This is a genomic window from Actinomadura sp. B10D3 (assembly GCF_039871695.1).
GTDB lineage: Bacteria > Actinomycetota > Actinomycetes > Streptosporangiales > Streptosporangiaceae > Spirillospora > Spirillospora madurae.
On the sequence record NZ_JBDPLY010000042.1, the window covers coordinates 16,251 to 32,530 of the forward strand.

Annotated in this window: 18 protein-coding genes; 5 read left to right on the forward strand and 13 right to left on the reverse strand. The window is 73.1% G+C overall.

Annotation, left to right across the window (positions count from 1 at the left end; all coding sequences use genetic code 11):
* Positions 1-3: 3 nt before the first annotated feature.
* Complete coding sequence (locus tag ABGB11_RS38945) at positions 4-831, reverse strand: enoyl-CoA hydratase-related protein (RefSeq protein WP_347640531.1); 828 nt, start codon at positions 829-831, stop codon at positions 4-6.
* Between the two features lie 359 nt (positions 832-1,190).
* Here ABGB11_RS38945 and ABGB11_RS38950 point away from each other — a divergent pair, with 359 nt between their 5' ends.
* The 3 genes from ABGB11_RS38950 to ABGB11_RS38960 are packed head-to-tail and all read left to right on the forward strand — an operon-like array spanning position 1,191 to position 4,230.
* Positions 1,191-2,168, forward strand: a complete 978-nt coding sequence (locus ABGB11_RS38950) for a tripartite tricarboxylate transporter substrate binding protein (RefSeq protein ID WP_347640532.1) — start codon at positions 1,191-1,193, stop codon at positions 2,166-2,168.
* 2 nt (positions 2,169-2,170) lie between these two features.
* A complete protein-coding gene (locus tag ABGB11_RS38955; RefSeq protein ID WP_347640533.1) occupies positions 2,171-2,677 on the forward strand; it encodes a tripartite tricarboxylate transporter TctB family protein in 507 nt (168 codons plus the stop codon).
* Positions 2,678-2,697: 20 nt separating this feature from the next.
* Positions 2,698-4,230 carry a tripartite tricarboxylate transporter permease gene (locus ABGB11_RS38960; RefSeq protein ID WP_347640534.1) on the forward strand — a complete coding sequence of 511 codons (1,533 nt, stop codon included), beginning with the start codon at positions 2,698-2,700 and terminating at the stop codon, positions 4,228-4,230.
* Here ABGB11_RS38960 and ABGB11_RS38965 read toward each other — a convergent pair whose 3' ends face one another.
* The 8 genes from ABGB11_RS38965 to ABGB11_RS39000 are packed head-to-tail and all read right to left on the reverse strand — an operon-like array spanning position 4,231 to position 11,896.
* Positions 4,231-5,226 (reverse strand): glycosyltransferase family 2 protein, encoded by a 996-nt coding sequence (locus ABGB11_RS38965; protein WP_347640535.1) that lies wholly within the window; start codon positions 5,224-5,226, stop codon positions 4,231-4,233.
* Positions 5,223-6,470 carry a glycosyltransferase family 4 protein gene (locus ABGB11_RS38970; protein ID WP_347640536.1) on the reverse strand — a complete coding sequence of 416 codons (1,248 nt, stop codon included), beginning with the start codon at positions 6,468-6,470 and terminating at the stop codon, positions 5,223-5,225. The genes ABGB11_RS38965 and ABGB11_RS38970 overlap by 4 nt, the downstream gene beginning before the upstream one ends.
* Complete coding sequence (locus tag ABGB11_RS38975; protein WP_347640537.1) at positions 6,467-7,786, reverse strand: oligosaccharide flippase family protein; 1,320 nt, start codon at positions 7,784-7,786, stop codon at positions 6,467-6,469. The genes ABGB11_RS38970 and ABGB11_RS38975 overlap by 4 nt, the downstream gene beginning before the upstream one ends.
* Positions 7,783-8,538, reverse strand: coding sequence for an NTP transferase domain-containing protein (locus ABGB11_RS38980; protein WP_347640538.1), 756 nt, complete (start codon positions 8,536-8,538; stop codon positions 7,783-7,785). The genes ABGB11_RS38975 and ABGB11_RS38980 overlap by 4 nt, the downstream gene beginning before the upstream one ends.
* Positions 8,535-9,164 (reverse strand): HAD family phosphatase, encoded by a 630-nt coding sequence (locus tag ABGB11_RS38985; protein WP_347640539.1) that lies wholly within the window; start codon positions 9,162-9,164, stop codon positions 8,535-8,537. Before ABGB11_RS38985 ends, ABGB11_RS38980 begins: the two co-directional genes overlap by 4 nt.
* Complete coding sequence (locus ABGB11_RS38990; RefSeq protein ID WP_347640540.1) at positions 9,161-10,366, reverse strand: 2-phospho-L-lactate transferase CofD family protein; 1,206 nt, start codon at positions 10,364-10,366, stop codon at positions 9,161-9,163. The genes ABGB11_RS38985 and ABGB11_RS38990 overlap by 4 nt, the downstream gene beginning before the upstream one ends.
* Entirely contained in the window at positions 10,363-11,151 is a 789-nt protein-coding gene (locus tag ABGB11_RS38995; RefSeq protein WP_347640541.1) for a glycosyltransferase family 2 protein, read from the reverse strand. The genes ABGB11_RS38990 and ABGB11_RS38995 overlap by 4 nt, the downstream gene beginning before the upstream one ends.
* Positions 11,152-11,167: 16 nt before the next feature.
* Positions 11,168-11,896: a hypothetical protein gene (locus ABGB11_RS39000; RefSeq protein WP_347640542.1), complete on the reverse strand. Its 729-nt coding sequence runs from the start codon at positions 11,894-11,896 to the stop codon at positions 11,168-11,170.
* Between the two features lie 187 nt (positions 11,897-12,083).
* Between ABGB11_RS39000 and ABGB11_RS39005 the strand changes: the two genes are divergently transcribed.
* Positions 12,084-12,359: an NAD-binding protein gene (locus tag ABGB11_RS39005; protein ID WP_347640543.1), complete on the forward strand. Its 276-nt coding sequence runs from the start codon at positions 12,084-12,086 to the stop codon at positions 12,357-12,359.
* Complete coding sequence (locus ABGB11_RS39010; RefSeq protein ID WP_347640544.1) at positions 12,292-12,777, forward strand: carboxymuconolactone decarboxylase family protein; 486 nt, start codon at positions 12,292-12,294, stop codon at positions 12,775-12,777. The genes ABGB11_RS39005 and ABGB11_RS39010 overlap by 68 nt, the downstream gene beginning before the upstream one ends.
* Positions 12,778-12,819: 42 nt before the next feature.
* Here ABGB11_RS39010 and ABGB11_RS39015 read toward each other — a convergent pair whose 3' ends face one another.
* The 4 genes from ABGB11_RS39015 to ABGB11_RS39030 are packed head-to-tail and all read right to left on the reverse strand — an operon-like array spanning position 12,820 to position 16,277.
* Positions 12,820-13,590 carry an SDR family NAD(P)-dependent oxidoreductase gene (locus tag ABGB11_RS39015; protein WP_347640545.1) on the reverse strand — a complete coding sequence of 257 codons (771 nt, stop codon included), beginning with the start codon at positions 13,588-13,590 and terminating at the stop codon, positions 12,820-12,822.
* A gap of 55 nt (positions 13,591-13,645) precedes the next feature.
* Positions 13,646-14,587: a 3-keto-5-aminohexanoate cleavage protein gene (locus ABGB11_RS39020; RefSeq protein WP_347640546.1), complete on the reverse strand. Its 942-nt coding sequence runs from the start codon at positions 14,585-14,587 to the stop codon at positions 13,646-13,648.
* 2 nt (positions 14,588-14,589) lie between these two features.
* A complete protein-coding gene (locus ABGB11_RS39025; RefSeq protein ID WP_347640547.1) occupies positions 14,590-15,375 on the reverse strand; it encodes an aldolase/citrate lyase family protein in 786 nt (261 codons plus the stop codon).
* Entirely contained in the window at positions 15,372-16,277 is a 906-nt protein-coding gene (locus ABGB11_RS39030; RefSeq protein WP_347640548.1) for a hypothetical protein, read from the reverse strand. The genes ABGB11_RS39025 and ABGB11_RS39030 overlap by 4 nt, the downstream gene beginning before the upstream one ends.
* Positions 16,278-16,280: the final 3 nt, after the last annotated feature.

Sequence of the window (16,280 nt, forward strand, 5' to 3'; positions counted from 1 at the left end):
TCCCTACTCTCCGGTGAACACCGGGTTGCGCTTCTCCAGGAAGGCCCGGGCCGCCTGCCGCGCGTCGTCGCTGCGGGCGCAGTCCACCATGCGGGGCATCTCGCGCTGGAGGTAGTCGGGCAGCGTGGCCAGCCGGGCGTCCGCCAGGTTCTCCTTCGCGTACCGCATCGCCCTCGGCGGCTGGGCGGCGAGCTTACCCGCCAGCTCGCCCAGCCGGGCCGGCAGGTCGGCCGTCGTCTCGGTCACCAGGCCCCACTCCGACGCCTCGGCGGCCGTGAACTTCGCGGGATCGAGGAGCAGCGCCCGCGCGCGGGCGTCGCCCACGGCGCGGGCCAGCAGCCAGGCGCTGCCCAGGTCGCCCGACACCCCGGCGCTGACGAACGCGGTGTTGAACGCCGCGCGCTCCGCCGCCAGCCGGAAGTCGGCGGCCAGGGCGAGGGCCAGCCCGGCGCCGGCGCAGGCCCCGTTGATGGCCGCGATCGTCGGCACCGGGAAGGACACGAGCCTCTCCACGATGGCCGAGGCCCGGCTCAGGCGATCGAGGTCGTCGTCCACCGAACGTCCGCGCAGGGTGCGCGTCTCCTGGTCCTGAGCGCTGCCGGAGGCGGCTCGGGCCAGGTCGGCGCCGACGCAGAAGTCGGCTCCCGCGCCGGTGAGGACGAGGACGCGCAGGCCGTTCTCCGAGAGGGCCCGCTCGATGGCGGCGAGGAGGTCCTCGACGAGCTGCCAGGAGATCGCGTTGCGGCGCTCGGGCCGGTTGAGGGTCACGGTGCCGACGCCATCGGCGAGCTCGAACAGCACGGTCCCCGAACCCGTCGCCGTTCCGCTCATCGGGGCGGGCCAGGCAGGTCGCGCGCCCCTGGGTAACGAAGATCCATCCGGTGCACCATCCCTCGTTCGCTGTTCCGGCAACCGCGCCCCATCCTGAGCAACGCCGTCCTAGTGCGTCAAAGAGCAAAACGAAGAGCGACACATTGCAGGGTGCTATGGGTGACTCATTGCTCTGCACAATGAGTCGGGTTGAGTTCACGTCTTTGACGTACTTCGTCGGGCGGTGACACGGTGGGGCCTTCGCGGAAGTGGACCGAGGTCATGGACATTGGGCCAGGTGGCGGGCACGTGGCGACGGCGGCGCGATCGCCCTGGTCACCGCCCCATCGGGCATCGGTCCGTCAGACAAGAGGTGCCCCATGAAAGCTCGTCCGGTCAAGAAACCCCGCAGCGTCGCCTGGGTGTCGTTCCTCGCCTGCGCGCTCGCCACGGCCGCCTGCGGCGGGGCGACCGCCCAGCAGGGCTACCCGACGCGCGATGTCCAGCTCATCGTGCCCTACCCGGCCGGCAGCGCGATCGACACCACGGCCCGCGCCCTGGCCGACACCGTCAACGAGCAGGGCAAGCTCGGCAAGCGCCTCCAGGTGGTGAACAGGGCGGGCGGCGCCGGCCTGGTCGGGACGACCGCGGTGCTCAAGGCCAACAAGGCCGGCTACACGATCGGCCTCGTTCCGGACGGGCCGATGACGTTGATTCCACATACCGAAAAGGTCTCCTACGATCCGGAGGCGGCCACGGTGCTGAGCGAGGCCACCACCTCGCCGGTGCTGTTCGCGGTCCCGGGCGACTCGCCCTACAAGACCCTGGGTGACCTGGTCGCCGCCGCCGAGGCCCGCCCCGGCGCCGTCACGATCGCCGAAGGACCGCTCAACTACGCGGTTCCGGCCAAGAAGTTCGAGCAGCTGACGGGCGCCAAGTTCAAGCACGTCAAGTTCGACGGCGACCAGGCGACGACCACGGCCCTGCTGGGCGGCAACGTCGACGTGGGCGTCATGCAGCTGGCCGGGGCGAAGGCGCAGCTGACGTCCAAGAAGCTCCGCGCGATCGGGATCGCCACGGCCGAGCGCGTCGACCTCGCCCCTGACATCCCCACCTTCACCGAGCAGAACATCCGGCTGGAGTGGGAGGCGTACAACGTCGTCGTCGCCCCGAAGGGGATGCCGGACGCGGCGCAGAAGAAGCTGACCAGCGTGTTCGGCGAGGCCATCAAGAGCCCGAAGTTCACGCAGACCGCGCGGAACCTGGGCCTCGTCGTCAGCGGAGCCGACGGGAAGGCGGCCAAGGCGCGGCTGTCGCAGAAGTCCACCGCGGCGAAGAGCCTGCTCCCGCTGGAATGACGATGAGGCGCATCCCCCTGAGAGTCACGTCCGACGTGCTCGTGGGCGGCGGGCTCCTGGTGCTGGGCGTGGTGTACGGCGTGCTGGCCCTCGGGGAGGGGATCGGCACGATGGCCGACACCGGGGCGGGCTTCTTCCCCCTGGTCGTCGCGGTGGTGCTGGTCGCCGCCAGCGCCACCGTCCTCGTGCAGAGCCGCGGCGGGACGCCGCGCACCGAGCCCCCGGAACCCACCGAGGACGGCGCGGCCCCGGACGGTGAGGACGACGACGTGCACTGGGCGCGGGTGGGCGGCGTCCTGGCGGTCGCCTCGCTGGTGCCGGTCGTGGGCGCCACGGTGGGCATGATCGTGACGCTGTCGGTCACCGTCGGGCTGGCCGCCAAGATCATGGGCCTGTCCCGGTGGACCCGCGCCGCCATCCTCGGCGTCGCCTTCGGCGCGATCGCCTGGCTGGTCTTCGTACGGCTGCTGTACGTCCCCCTGCCGGCCGGCACGCTCGGCCTGGTCTGAACGAAAGGAAGAAGTAACGCATGGCGGACGTGATCGGCAACCTCGGCACCGGCTTCGCCTCCTTCGCCGACCCGACCTACGTCCTCCTCGCGCTGGTGGGCGTGGTGCTCGGCACGGTCGTCGGGGTGCTCCCGGGCATCGGCCCCATCGGCGCGATGTCGGTCCTGCTGGGCATGACGACGCAGCTCGGTCCGACGGGATCGCTCATCCTGTTCGCCGGCATCTACTTCGGCTCCACCTACGGAGGGTCGACGACCTCGATCCTGCTCAACCTGCCCGGCGAGTCGTCGTCGGTGGTGACGGCACTCGACGGGCACGCGATGACGCGGCGGGGCCGGGCCGGTCCCGCGCTGACCATCGCGGCGGTCTCGTCGTTCGTGGCGGGGACCGTCGCGATCGTCGGCCTCATGGTGTTCGCCCCGTGGCTGAGCGGTGTGGCGGTCGAACTCGGTCCTCCCGAGTACATGGCGTTGTGCGTCGCGGGGCTGCTGCTGCTCGCGGCGCTCTCCGACGGCTCCACCGCCAAGGCCGTTGCGATGATCTGCGCGGGGCTGGCGGTGGGCACGGTCGGCATCGACCCGGCCGCCGGCGATCTGCGGTTCACGCTGGGCACCGGCAGCCTGGCCGAGGGGTTCAGCTTCATCGCCCTGGTCATGGGGGTGTTCGGCGTCGCGGAGGCGCTGAGCACGACCGGCCGCCGGTGGCGTCCGGAAACCGTGAAGGCCCCGAAGCTGAGGCAGCTCCTGCCCACCCGGACGGAGTCGCGCGAGGCGGCTCCCGCGGCGGTGCGCGGCTCGGTGATCGGCTTCCTGCTCGGGCTGGTGCCGGGCCCGGCCGCGGTGCTGTCGACGTTCGCCTCCTACGTGGCCGAGCGGAAGATCTCCCGGCACCCCGGGAAGTTCGGCAAGGGCGCCGTCGAGGGGGTGGCCGGCCCGGAGGCGGCGAACAACGCGGCGGCGGGCGCCGCCTTCATCCCCCTGCTGGCGCTCGGCATCCCGTTCGCCCCGACGATGGCGCTCGTGCTCGCCGCCCTGCTGCTCAACGGCATCGTCCCCGGGCCGACGTTCATCAACGACCAGCCCGATCTGTTCTGGACGGTCATCGCCGCGATGTACATCGCCAATCTGGCGCTCCTGGTCCTGAACCTTCCGATGGTGGGCCTTTTCACGCGCCTGCTGTCCGTCCCGCCGCAGGTGCTGATGCCGATCGTGATCGGCCTGTGCGTGGTCGGGGTGTACGCCGAGAACAATTCGATGTTCGACGTCATGGTCATGCTGGTCGCGGGCCTCCTCGGATTCGTGCTCCGCCGGGCCGGGTTCAGCATGGCGCCCTTCGTGCTCGCCGTCGTCCTCCAGCCCACGCTGGAAACCTCGCTGCGCCAGACCCTGGCCTACTCCGACGGCGATTCGGGATACGTGCTCGGGCGGCCCGTCACCATGGTGATACTCGGGTTCGTGGTCTTGGCCGTGGCATTGTCGGTACGCCAGGCGATCCGTGCGCGACGGGCCTCGTCCACCCCTTCGGCGAATCCAGAATCGGCGCACACCGGCTAGCTAGCGGAGGGCCGCGGCGCGCCGAGCCCGGCGCGGGCCGGCCAGGAGGCGGAGGGAACCGGCGGCCAGGCCCGAGACCAACACCAGGTGGACCGCGAGGTGCACCGCCATGAAGTAGGCGGTGAACGCGGCGCCCCGGCGCCGGTGGACGAAGCGCAGCAGCCCCGGGTCGGCGGCGGCGAAGCAGGCCAGCAGGGCGAGCGGCAGCACGAGCAGCGCCGGGTGCAGCAGGCCGGCCGGGAGGGTCGCCATCGCGAGGGCGCAGGCGAGGATGCCGGCCGGGCGGTTGGCGTGCTCGGGCTGCCCGCCGCCCCGCCTGGAGGCGGTGAGCGCGAGCGGGACGAGCGGGACGGCCCGGCGCCACTGCTCGGCGAGGATCGGCAGGAGGCGGCTCGCGTCGTCGTGGTGCCCGCGGACGGCGTCGGTGAGGACGACGCGGCAGGTGCCCGCGAGCCGGCCGCCGTACTCGACGTCCTCGCAGTCGCGCAGCGTCTCGTCGAACCCGCCCACGGCGCGCAGCACGTCGCGGCGGATGGCGGCGAGCGCGAACACGACGCCGGTGACGTCGCCGAGGTGCCGGCGGCGCCAGTACGCGGCGTGCAGGATGCGGTACCACTCCGCGGGCCCGTCGTCGATGAGCGGCTCGGGCTCGTAGACGCCCTGGACACATCCGCAGTCCGGGTCGTCCTCCAGGACGCGCAGCGCGTTGTCCACCGCGTCCGGGCGCAGCGCGACATCGGAGTCGAGGAAGAAGACGACGTCTCCCGTGGTGGCGGCGACACCGGCGTTCCGCGCGGCCGACACCCCGCGGTTCTCGGGCAGCCGCACGACGCGGCAGCCGTGCGCGGCGGCGATCGCGGCGGAGCCGTCGCCGCTCGCGTCGTCGACCACGACGATCTCGTCCGGGCGGCGCGTCTGGGCCAGCACCGCCTCCAGGCACGGGCGCAGCGTCTTCGCCGCGTTGTAGCAGGGGACGATCAGGGAGACGGTCGTCATGGCCGGGCCTCCAGCGCCGCGCGGTAGACGGAGAGTGTCTCTTCGGCGCTCCCGGCCCAGCCCAGCCGGTCCCGGACGAGCCGTTCCCCGCGCCGGGCGAGGTCCGCCCGGACGGCCGGGTCGGCCAGGACCCCGGTCACGGCCTCGGCGATGGCGTCCGGACCGGTGCCGCGGACGAAGCGCGCCGCGGGGGCGTCCGCGTCGCCGAGGAACACGCGGGAGAACCCGGCGCCGAGGACCGCCGGTCTCGCCAGCGCCATCGCCTCGGTCGCGACCAGGCCGAACGGCTCGAAGAGGGAGGGGAACACGCAGGCGTCGGCCATCTCGTAGTACTCCAGCAGCGCGCGCCCGCCGACGAACCCGCCGGAGGTGCGGACGTGCCCGTCCAGCCCCGTCTCGGCGACGATGCGCTCAACGCCCGCCGTGTCCCCGTCGCCGACGACCACCAGGCAGACTTCGGGCGCTTCTTTGCAGATGCTGCGCATCGCGTCGAGCAGCTCGTAGATCCCTTTCTGCCGTTCGAGGCGCCCGACGAACAGGAGCACCGGGTCGTCCGGCGCGATCCCGAGGCGCGAGCGGAGGGCGGCGGCGCCGCGGCGGAGGTCGTCCCGGTCGAACGCGGGGTCCGCCAGGATGCGCTCGAACGTGCCGCCCAGGGGGACGACGTCGATCGGCGTCCGGTCCCAGCCGGCGGCGGCCAGCTGGTCCCGCACCTCCGGGGTGGGGACGACGACGCGCCGCGCGACCCGCGCCAGCCACCGCTCGACCGCCGCGAACACGTGCAGCGGGTCGGTGATCGTGCGCTGCGGGGCGACGCCGTACTCGGTGGTGTGAACGTGCAGGACGACGGGCAGCCGCAGCGCGTAGTGGCACAGCAGGCCGCACAGGAAGTTCGTCGTGTCGTGGACGGCGACCAGGTCGGGCCGCTCCTTCCGGTCGAGGCGCCGCAGCCGCGAGAAGTACCGCCAGTTGCTCGCCACGACGTTCAGGGCGAGCAGGAGGAACTCGGCCCTGCGGGTCCGGTTGAGGCGCCGGCGGCGGCCGATCGCGCCGAGCACGCGGCCGCGCGGCCGGTACACGGCGACCGTCCCGCTCGCGTCGCGCACCGGGAGGCGGCCGTCGTTCAGCGTGAACACGGCGAGCCGGTGCTCGCGGGCCAGGTACGGCGTGATCATCTCCGCGTACCTGCCGAGTCCGGTGGTGACGTTCGGCGGGTACTGGTTGATGACGTAGGCGATCCTCACCGCTGCGCCTCCACTGTGTCCGTCTCCGTGTCCGTCTCAGAGGTGTCCGTCTCAGGGGCGTCCGTCTCAGGGGCGTCCGCACGCCGGTACGTCTTGGCCGCGGCGGTCGCCACGATCGCGACGAGGAGCGCATTGCCCAGCGCGAAGCCCGCCAGCGCCCCGGTCAGCCCCCACCGGGCGACGCACGCGGCCAGGCACGCCACGGCGACGGGGGTGCCCGCGGCGAGGCAGCAGACGAGGAGCCGCGCGCCCCTCACCCCGTCCATCGACAGGGCCACGGAGTACAGGTTGAAGACCGTGTGCGCGCCGATGCCCGCCGCCGACAGCGCCATGAGCCCGAGCGAGTAGGGGTAGCCGCCGCCCAGCAGGAGGAAGAAGACGGTGCTCGCCGCGAACGCCGCGGCCGCCGTGCCCGCCGCGACCAGCGGGGTGATCCGCGCGATGCGGCGCAGCGCGGCGGGCTTGTCCGCCACCGCGAGCGCCGGCAGCAGCACCAGGCCGACCCCGTCGGTGAACAGCACGCCGAGCAGCCGTTTCGGGAAGCCGTTGTAGACCGAGTACACGCCGACGTCGTCCGGGCCCGCCCAGCGGTTCAGGAAGATCACGTCGATGCCGAACAGGACGCCGGTCAGCACGGCGATCACGGTCATGTAGGCGCCGAGCCGGTACTGCGAGCGCGCCGCCGCCCGCGTCCACGAGCGCGGGACGACCCCCAGGCCGGGAAGCGCGACCAGCACGAACGCCGCGTTCGTGGCGATGAGCGCGAGGAGGTAGACCTCCGCGTCGCGGATGCCGAGGACCAGCAGGCAGAACGCCGAGCCGGCCAGGTAGGCGGCGGCGACCGCCAGCTTGAGCGACGCCACGAACCGGTACCGTGCCAGGCCGCGCAGGAGGCCCTCGGTGAGCTGGTTCAGCGCCAGCGACAGCGCGAGCGCGAACGAGAAGCACAGCGTCCGGGCGTCGACGCCCAGCGGGACGGCCAGGAGCGGTGCGAGCAGCGCCCCGGCGGCGGCGACGCCCCCGCCCAGCGCGAGGGTGGACAGGAACGCCGTCGCCGCCAGGGCCGGGCGCTCCGCAGGCCGGGCGCGCGGCAGCTCCTGGAGCAGCACGTAGTGCAGGCTCATCAGCATGCCCACGGCGACGATCAGCGCGATCGTCAGCACCAGGGTGAACTGCCCGAACTCCCGTGGGCCCGCGCCGCGGGCGATGACGAGGGTGGTCCCGGCGGCCGTGGCGCTGGCCAGGCTGCTCAGCAGCGTCGGCCCGGCCGCCCACCCGTGCCCGCCGAGCGGCGACCTCATGCGGGCGGGCTTCACCCGGCGCGCTCCGCGTACCGCCGCCTGGCGAACTCCAGGTCCGCCGGGGTGTTGATGCCGCGCGCCTCGTCCGGGTCGTCCACGTGCACCGCCGTGACCTCCCGGCCGCAAATCAGCGACAGGTAGGTCAGGAACGGCAGGAAGTTGACCTCGCCGGTCCGCGCGCCGCGGGCCGCGGCGGCGAGGTAGTCCCGCCAGGCCGCCGCGAGCCCGCCCGCCGCCAGGCAGAACGCGCCGACGTCGCCGAGCCCGCCCGGCCGGCACGCGTCGCCCTCGCGGGACTGCCGCACCCGCAGCAGCCGGCGGCCGGACAGCTCGTACTCGACGTACGGGTCGGGCATCGGCACGAGCGGGATCGTCAGCCCCGGCGCGCGCCGATGGGCGTCCACGACGCGGCGCACCGTCCGCCCGGACAGGTTCACCTGGTCGCCCCAGACCACCAGGATCCCGCCGTGGGACTCCCAGTGCCCGGACGCCCCGAAGACGGCGTCGCCCATACCGGTCGGCTCGCGCTGCACGCTCACGGACACGGCGCCGCGGGCGATCTCCTCGGCGGCGAGGCGCTGGAACCGCGTCTCCGCCCCGGGCGCGATCACCACGTGCACATGGTCGACGGACGGCCGCAGGGTGCGGTGCAGCAGATGCCACACGGTGACCCCGTCGGCGATCTCCGCCATGATCTTCGGGACGTCCAGGCCGAGCCGCGTGCCGCGCCCGGCCGCCGGGATCACCGCGCAGACGGAGCCGTTCACGGCCGGGCCCCCGTCCCGGCGAGCGCGACGAGGTCGTCCAGCCCGCCCAGATGGACCGCTCCGGGGGCGGGTTCGGCCGCGTTCACCTGGAACGTCGCCAGCCCGGCCCCGACGGCGGACGCCACCCCGTGGGCCGAGTCCTCCACGGCCACCGCCTCGTCCGGCCCGATGCCCCACCGTTCGCAGGCGCGCAGGTAGAACGCCGGGTCGGGCTTGCTGACCGGGACGTCGTCGCCGGTGAGCACGCCGCGGAACCATCCGCCCAGCGAGCAGGCCGCCAGCACCCGCTCGACCGAACCGCGGCTGCCGCTCGTGACCAGGTACGCGGGCTGCCCGCCGGCGGCGAGGGCCGCGAGGAACGTGCGCGCACCCGGGAAGACCCGCACTCTCCCCGCGTCGACGTACGCGCGGTAGTGCCGCCGCTTGGCGCCGGTCAGCCGCCGCGCGTCGTCCGTGCCGAGCCCCAGGGCCGCCGCGACCCGGTCGGTGCTCGCGCCCGCGTGGGCGTCGTAGCGGAAGGAGCCGAGCAGTCCGGGCGCGGTCTCCGCGAGCGCGGCGCGGAAGGCGGCGGCGTGGACCGGCGCGGAGTCCACGAGCGTGCCGTCGAGATCGCAGAGCCAGATCATCCGGCCTCCTCCAGCGGCGTCGCGGCGGGCAGCCCCGCCAGGGCGGTGAGGACGCGCACGGTGCGCGGCCCGCTGTGCGTGCCCGGACGCGCGGGCTCGGCCAGGTCCGCGGTGATCCACCGGGCCCGGCCCCAGGTGCCCTCCGGGACGTCCACCGGCACGGCCCGGTCGCCCGCGCCCTCGTGGCACAGCACGTGGGTGACGGTCCGGCGCTCGTTGAACGGGTCGCCGAGATGGGCCAGGGCGCGGGCGACGTGGTCCGACGCGGTGAGGCCCTGGACGTCGTGGTCCTCCCGGATGTTGACGACCAGCACCTTCGCCGCGGCACGGTTCGCCGCGACCGCCTGCGCCACCCCCGGCGTGAGGTAGCTCGGATACAGGGACGAGTGCGGGGTGCCCGGCCCGTACACGATCAGCCGGGCGTCCCGGATCGCCGCCAGCGCCGCCGGATTCGGCGACACCTCGGCGCGGCGGCCGGCGAGGACGCGCCGCACTCGAGCGGCGGGCATCGCCTCCAGCGCGTCCCGGTCGCGGACCGGGTCGCGGAGCAGGAACAGGTCGCTGATCGGTGCCGGGTCCTGCGGCGCGACGATCTCCGCCTCGTCCGCCAGCAGCCGCCCGTCCTCCTTGAGCGCCGCCAGGTGGGCGTTCTCGCCTCCGGTCACGTTCAGCAGCCGCACCGGGGACCCGAACGTCGCGGCGCACGCGCGGACCGCGGCGTTGAAGTCGCTCTCCAGCCGCAGGTAGGCGCCGGCGAACACCAGGTTGCCGAGCGCGCAGTCCGCGAGGTCGAAGCGCCCGGCGCCGGCGCCGAGCCGGTCCAGGAAGGCGGTCAGGTCCCGGGCGATCGCCAGCCGCGGGCGGCGCGGCAGCGCGTGGCACCCCTCGACGAGGTCGACCGCGAGCGCGCCGACGAACGCGGCGAGGTCGCGCGGCGCCGTCCCGTCCGGGAGGCGGTGCTCCAGGACCGCGGCCAGCGCCGCCTGCCCCGGATCGCGGGCGTCCAGATGCAGCAGGAGGTTCTTGCGGAAGTCCGACGGCCCGAGCATCCCGGGCAGGAAGCGGCGCAGCGCGCCGGTGGACATCCCATTGTCGTACCCGTTGATCAGCAGCGTCAGCCGGACTCCCGGCGCGCGCAGCAGCTCCCGCGCGATCGCGGCGCCGCCCCGCCCGCCGCTGAACATCGCGACCTGGGCGCTCACCGGACCTCCCGGCGGATCCACTCGTTCGCGGACGGGGCGCGCAGCACGCCACGGCGCTGCAGCCAGTGGCGGTAGCCGAGGTAGCCGACGAGCAGCGCCCGGTCCCGGGCCCCGCGCCAGTACCGCCAGCCGCGTCCCCCGCCGGCGCGCGGCCGGTGCTCGATCGGTATCTCCACCCACGTGCGGCCGAGCTCGGCGACCCGGGCGGTGATCTCGGTCGAGCAGTTCATCCCGCCCGCCTCCAGCGGCAGCGCGCGCAGCAGCGGCCCGTGCACCAGCTTGAAGATCGAGTTGAAGTCGCGGTAGCGGGTGCGGTGCAGCAGGTTGCTGACCGCGCCGCTGGCCGCCGAACCCCACTGGTACGCGGCGCCGTCGGCCTTGCGGACGCGGGCGCCGGAGAAGGCCGTGCCCTCGCCGGCGAGGACGGGCCCGAGGAACCGGTCGAGGTTGGCGATGGGGAACTGGCCGTCGGAGTCCAGCAGCAGGACCCACTCCAGCCGCGTGTGCCCGATCGCGGCGCGGATCGCCGCGCCCGCCCCGCGGTTGCGGTCGAACCGCACGATGACCAGCTCGGGGCAGCCGACCCTAAGCTCTTCGAGGATGTCGGCGGTCGTGTCGGTGCTCCCGTCGTCGCAGACGACGATCTCCCACTCGCCGACCATCGCGGTGTCCCGCAGGTAGGCCTGCCATTCGGTGACCACGTCGGCGATGGTCGCCGCCTCGTTGTAGGCGGGCGCCGCCACGGAGATCCCGATGGGGCCGGACGCGTCCCCGTGCGTCGGCATGATGTCCCCTCCCCCCTCAGGCACGGGTCCGCCCGGTGCCGAGCAGCCGTTCGAGCCAGCGGTCGAGCGGCAGCAGGTTGAACGCGACGGCGAGCGGGACGTGGGCGAGCGCGAAGGCGACCGTCGCGCCGAACGAGATCGGCCCGCCGGTGAGCAGGGTGATGTGCGGTGCGTCGATCTCGGACGGGAGGTCCACCGGGTTGACGACGTACCACATCAGGTCGAGGAAGCCGGAGAAGATGACGACGATGCCCGTGAACACGACCTTCAGGCACCGGCCGGGCGTCCCTCCCCCCAGCCGGTAGGCGGCGGCGGTGGTCAGCACGAGGCCCGGATAGAGCAGCAGGTAAAGGTGGGTGTAGAAACTGTCGGCATCGGCGCGCTCGCCGTCCAGAAAGTAGAAGCCGCTGATCCTCGGAAAGAGGTAGCCGGCGAAGAAGGCGAACGGGACGTACAACACCCAGTGCGGAACCTTCGACGGCCATGGGAACAACGCGATTCCGCAGGCCAGGCAGGCGAAAACCAGCAGTTTCGCCGGCAGTTCCCAGGCGGCCCCGATCTCCCGCCCGTGCGGCATGAACAGCAGCACGGCCAGTGCCCCGGCCGTTCCCGCCAGAAGGGCGATCCACCACACGTGAAGGCCCCAGCGGATGGACGTCGCGGGCTGTGCGCCACCGGTCACCGATTCCGGCTCGCCCTCTCCGGATCGCGTCCGGGAGAGGGGGTCCCCGCTTCTGACGCTCATTGTCCGACACCCTTCCCCGAAGGCACCGCGCGACGACCGGCGCCGATCTTTTTAGTCCCACTTTCAATCATCATGGGAGCGCTCCCACGCACTCCCGTCGCACACCACCGGAGAAATCGTGGGAGCGCTCCCAGTAGATTTGACAACGTCCATTCATGTCAAGACGTCACGCGAAAAATACGAGGTGATGCTGGAGGCCGTCAACGGCTCCAGCGGCCGCAGCGGATCCACCCAGGTCAAGTGGCCGGTCCACGTGCTGCCGGGCGGGTTCGACTCCGGCTTCGGCCTCGGCCTGATGCTCAAGGACATGCGGACGGCGGTCGGGCTCGCCGCCGCGTCCGGCCGCCCCGCCCGGCTCGGCGAGGCCGCCGCGGAGCTGTGGGCCGAGGCGGCGCGTGACCTGCCCGGCGACGCCGACCACACCGAGATCGTGCGCTGGCTACGGAACGGAGAGCAACGATGACCGCCCTCACCCCCGAGCCCCCCTGGACGCGGAGCGCGAGCGTCTCAAGGCCGAGTTCGTCGCCAACCGCGGCTACTGGCACCCGTTCTGGGACGGCCTGCTGGAACTCGACCCCGAACTCTTCGCCGCCTACCTCGACTTCTCCTCGGTCCCCTGGACGACGGGCACACTCCCGCCGAAGACCAAGGAGCTCATTTACGTGGCCTTCGACGCCTCGGCCACCCACCTGTACCAGCCGGGCCTGAAGCTCCACATGCGCAACGCGCTGCGTCACGGCGCCACCGCGGAGGAGATCATGGAGGTCCTGGAGATCGCCAGCGTGGTGGGCATCCACGCCGCGACGACCGCGGCGCCCCTCCTGGACAGGGCACTGTCGGAGAAGGCGGGCGGCCCCGGCGCCGCCACCCGCGGCCGGTGAGCGGGCCGGGGCCGGTGCGGCGCCGAGGCGGCGCCGCACCGCTCAGGTGAGGAACCCTCCGTCGACCGGGAGGATGACCCCGCTGAGGTGGCTCGCCCGGTCGCTCAGCAGGAACGACACGGTCGCTCCGACCTCGGTCCCCGTCCCCGCCTTGCGCAGCGGCGTGGCGGCTATCCGCGCCTCCACACCGCCGGGGATCCGCGTGCGCAGGTGGTCGAGCATCGCGCTCTCGATCGGGCCGGGGGCCAGCACGTTCACCCGGACGCCGAGCGGCCCGAAGTCGTGGGCCGCGGTCCGGGTCAGGCCGATGACCGCGTGCTTGGTGGCCTGGTAGGCGCCCGAACCGGAGCTGCCGCGCAGGCCGCCGATGCTGCTCATGTTGACGATCGAGCCGGACCCCTGCGCCTCCATGACGCGGATCTCCTCGCGGAGGCACAGCCACGTGCCCTTCACGTTGACGGCCATGATCCGGTCGAAGTCCTCCTCGGTGACCGCGTCGAGGCGCCCGCTCCCCGGGATCGCGGCGTTGTTGAACGCCCCGTCGAGCCGGCCGAACCGCGCCACGGCGGCGTCGACGAACGCGGCGACGTCCGCCGGGACCGAGACGTCGCCGGTCGTGTACGCGACGTCGTGCCCGGCCGAGGTGAGCTCGTCGGTGAGTTCGGCGAGCGGCGCCTTGCTGCGCGCGACGAGCATGAGGGACGCGCCGTCCGCGGCGAGGAGGCGCGCGGTGGCGGCCCCGATCCCCGTGCTCGCCCCGACGATGAGGACGGCCTTGCCGGCGAGCGGCGGTTCTGTGGTGGCTGGAGACATGGGTCGGTGGGCCCTTTCCTGGTCTCGGTCGTGGCGCGTGCTCATGGGGTCGTACTCATGGGGTCGTGCTCCCGCCGGCGCCGTCGATGCCCCGGAGGGCGAGCATTCTCCGGGCGTCGGCCGGGGTGGCGATCTCCTTGCCCAGGTCCTCGATGACGCCCCGGATCTTCGTCACCTGCTGGGCGTTGCTCTCCGCGAGGCGTCCCCGGCCGATCCACAGGCTGTCTTCGAGGCCCACCCGCACATGGCCGCCGAGCCATGCGCCGTGGGTGGCGAACTGCATCTGGCCGCGGCCGGCGGCGAAGGCGGAGAACGCGTAGTCGTCGCCGAAGAGCTTGTCGGCGATCCGCACCATGTGCTCGAGGTTCTCGTGGTCGGCGCCGATGCCGCCCAGGATGCCGAAGACGCCCTGGATGAGCAGCGGCGGCCGGGCGAGCCCCTTGTCGGCGAAGTACGCCAGCGAGTACAGGTGCCCGATGTCGTAGCACTCGAACTCGAACCGGGTGCCGTGCTCGCCGAGCGTCCGCAGGGTGTGCTCGATCTTGTCGAAGGTGTTGATGAACGGGTGCGCGTAGGTGTTGAGCACGTAGGGCTTCTCCCAGTCGTGCTTCCACTCCTTCACCCGGTCGGCGATCCCCGAGAACACGAAGTTCATCGAGCCCATGTTCAGCGACGCCAGCTCGGGCCGGAACCGCAGGGCGGCGGCCAGCCGCTGCTCCATCGTCATCGCCGTCGAGCCGCCGGTGGTGATGTTGAGGACGGCGTCGCTCTGCGCGGCGATACGCCCGATGATCTTCTCGAAGACCTCCACCTCGAACGTGGGCCGCCCGTCCGGCCGCCGGGCGTGCAGGTGCACGATGGCCGAACCGGCCTCGATCGCCTCCAGCGCGGCGTCGGCCACCTGGCCGGCGGACAGCGGGAGGTGGGAACTCTGCGACGGCACGTTCACCGACCCCGTCACCGCGGTGGTGATGATGACCTTCTCGGCGGCCCGCATCGTCAGCTCCCTTCCGCTTCCCGGAACTTCGTGACCAGCCCTCGCGCGGCCTCCGCCAGCATCGACGCGTCGTTGCTGAGCACGACGAAGCCGCACCCGTCGCGCACCGCCTGCGCGGCCCGCTCGGGCACGCCGCCGAACGCCAGCCCGCAGCGCTTGCCCGCGGCGTGCGCGGCGCCGATCGCCGAGCCGATCAGGTCCTGCACCTCGGGTGAGGCCGGCGTGGACCCCATCGACAGCGAGAGGTCCGCGGCGCCGACGAACACCGCGTCGACGGAGTCGAGCGCGAGGATCTCCGGCGCCGCCTTGACGGCGTCGACGCTTTCGAGCTGCGGGATGCACAGCACGTCGTCGTTCCCGGCGGCCCGGTAGTCGGCGGCGGGGCGCAGCCCCCACGCCCCGGCGCGGCTGGTGCCGCCCGCGCCGCGGGTCCCGTGCGGCGGGAACCGGCACGCCCGCCCGACGGCCTCGGCCTGCCGCACGGTGTCGACGTGCGGCACGAGGATGCCCAGGGCGCCCGCGTCGAGGATCTTCTGGATCGTGGACGGGGTCCCGTCCGGCACCCGGACCAGCGGCACCACGCCGAGCGCGGCGGCCGAGTTGATCAGCCGGTACGCCATCGTCAGGTCGAGCGGCGCGTGCTCCAGGTCGATCACGACGAAGTCGAACCCGCAGTACGCCATGATCTCGGACGGCTCGGTCGAGGCGATCTTCAGCCAGGTGCCGAGCGGGGTACCGGTCCGGTCCGGCGCGAACAGCCCGGCACCGGTGCGTCGCGTCCCGGTCACGGCATCGGGTAGTCGTCGGCGTTGAGCACCCAGCCGGGCTTGGCGGAGAAGTCGGTGCGCGGCGGGCTGAAGATGTCGATCAGCTGGTTCCGGTCGGGGCCGGCGGCCGCGGAGGTGTGCACGGTGGGCGGCGGGATGATCGCGACGGACGGGCTGCCGATCCGCACGTGGTCGTCGTCGCGCCACTCGGTGCTGTCGGGCAGCCACGGGGTGCGGATGTGGTGGACGTACTCGCCCTGGACGGCCAGGGAGAGCTGCTCGAAGTCGTCGTGCGTGTGCGGGGAGAGCTTGTGCGGGTCGCGCGGGCCGTCGACCTCGGGGATGAAGTTCACCATGAACGAGCGGGTGCGGAAGATGCGGCCGAACCGGCCCGAGTCCTTCGGCACCTCCGACAGCCGGTAGAAGCGCACCGCCGGCCCGGCCGGCGGCTCCGGCCAGCGTTCCAGCAGCGCGACGCGCGGGTGGTCCTCCGCGTAGGCGTCCGCGTTGGCGGGCCGGTCCCTCCAGTCGGGCTCGGTGGCCTCGATCAGGCGGATGAGCGGGCCGTCGCCCTCAACGGTGAGCTTGGAGGCGCCGGGCGGTACCACCACCAGGCCCGGCTCATCGATCTTGGTCGCGCCGTCGTCGGTGATCACCGAGAAGGCGGGCGAGTCGCCGATGGCCAGCACGACGAGCTCACCGTCCAGCGTTCCGTTGCCGAGCTCGTCGCCCGCGCGCGCGAAGGTGTGCACGAGGATGACGTTCTGGCCGCGGACGATCGCGGTGCGCTCGTCGGGTGACGTGCCGTCCGGCGAGGCGAGCGTGCGGAAGTCGAAGTACTGCGGGGCCGCGATGGGGGCACCGCTGTCCGGTCGCGATGCCGTCGCGAGCGAGGAGCGGGGGTCGTCCTTCCCGTAGGCCATGGT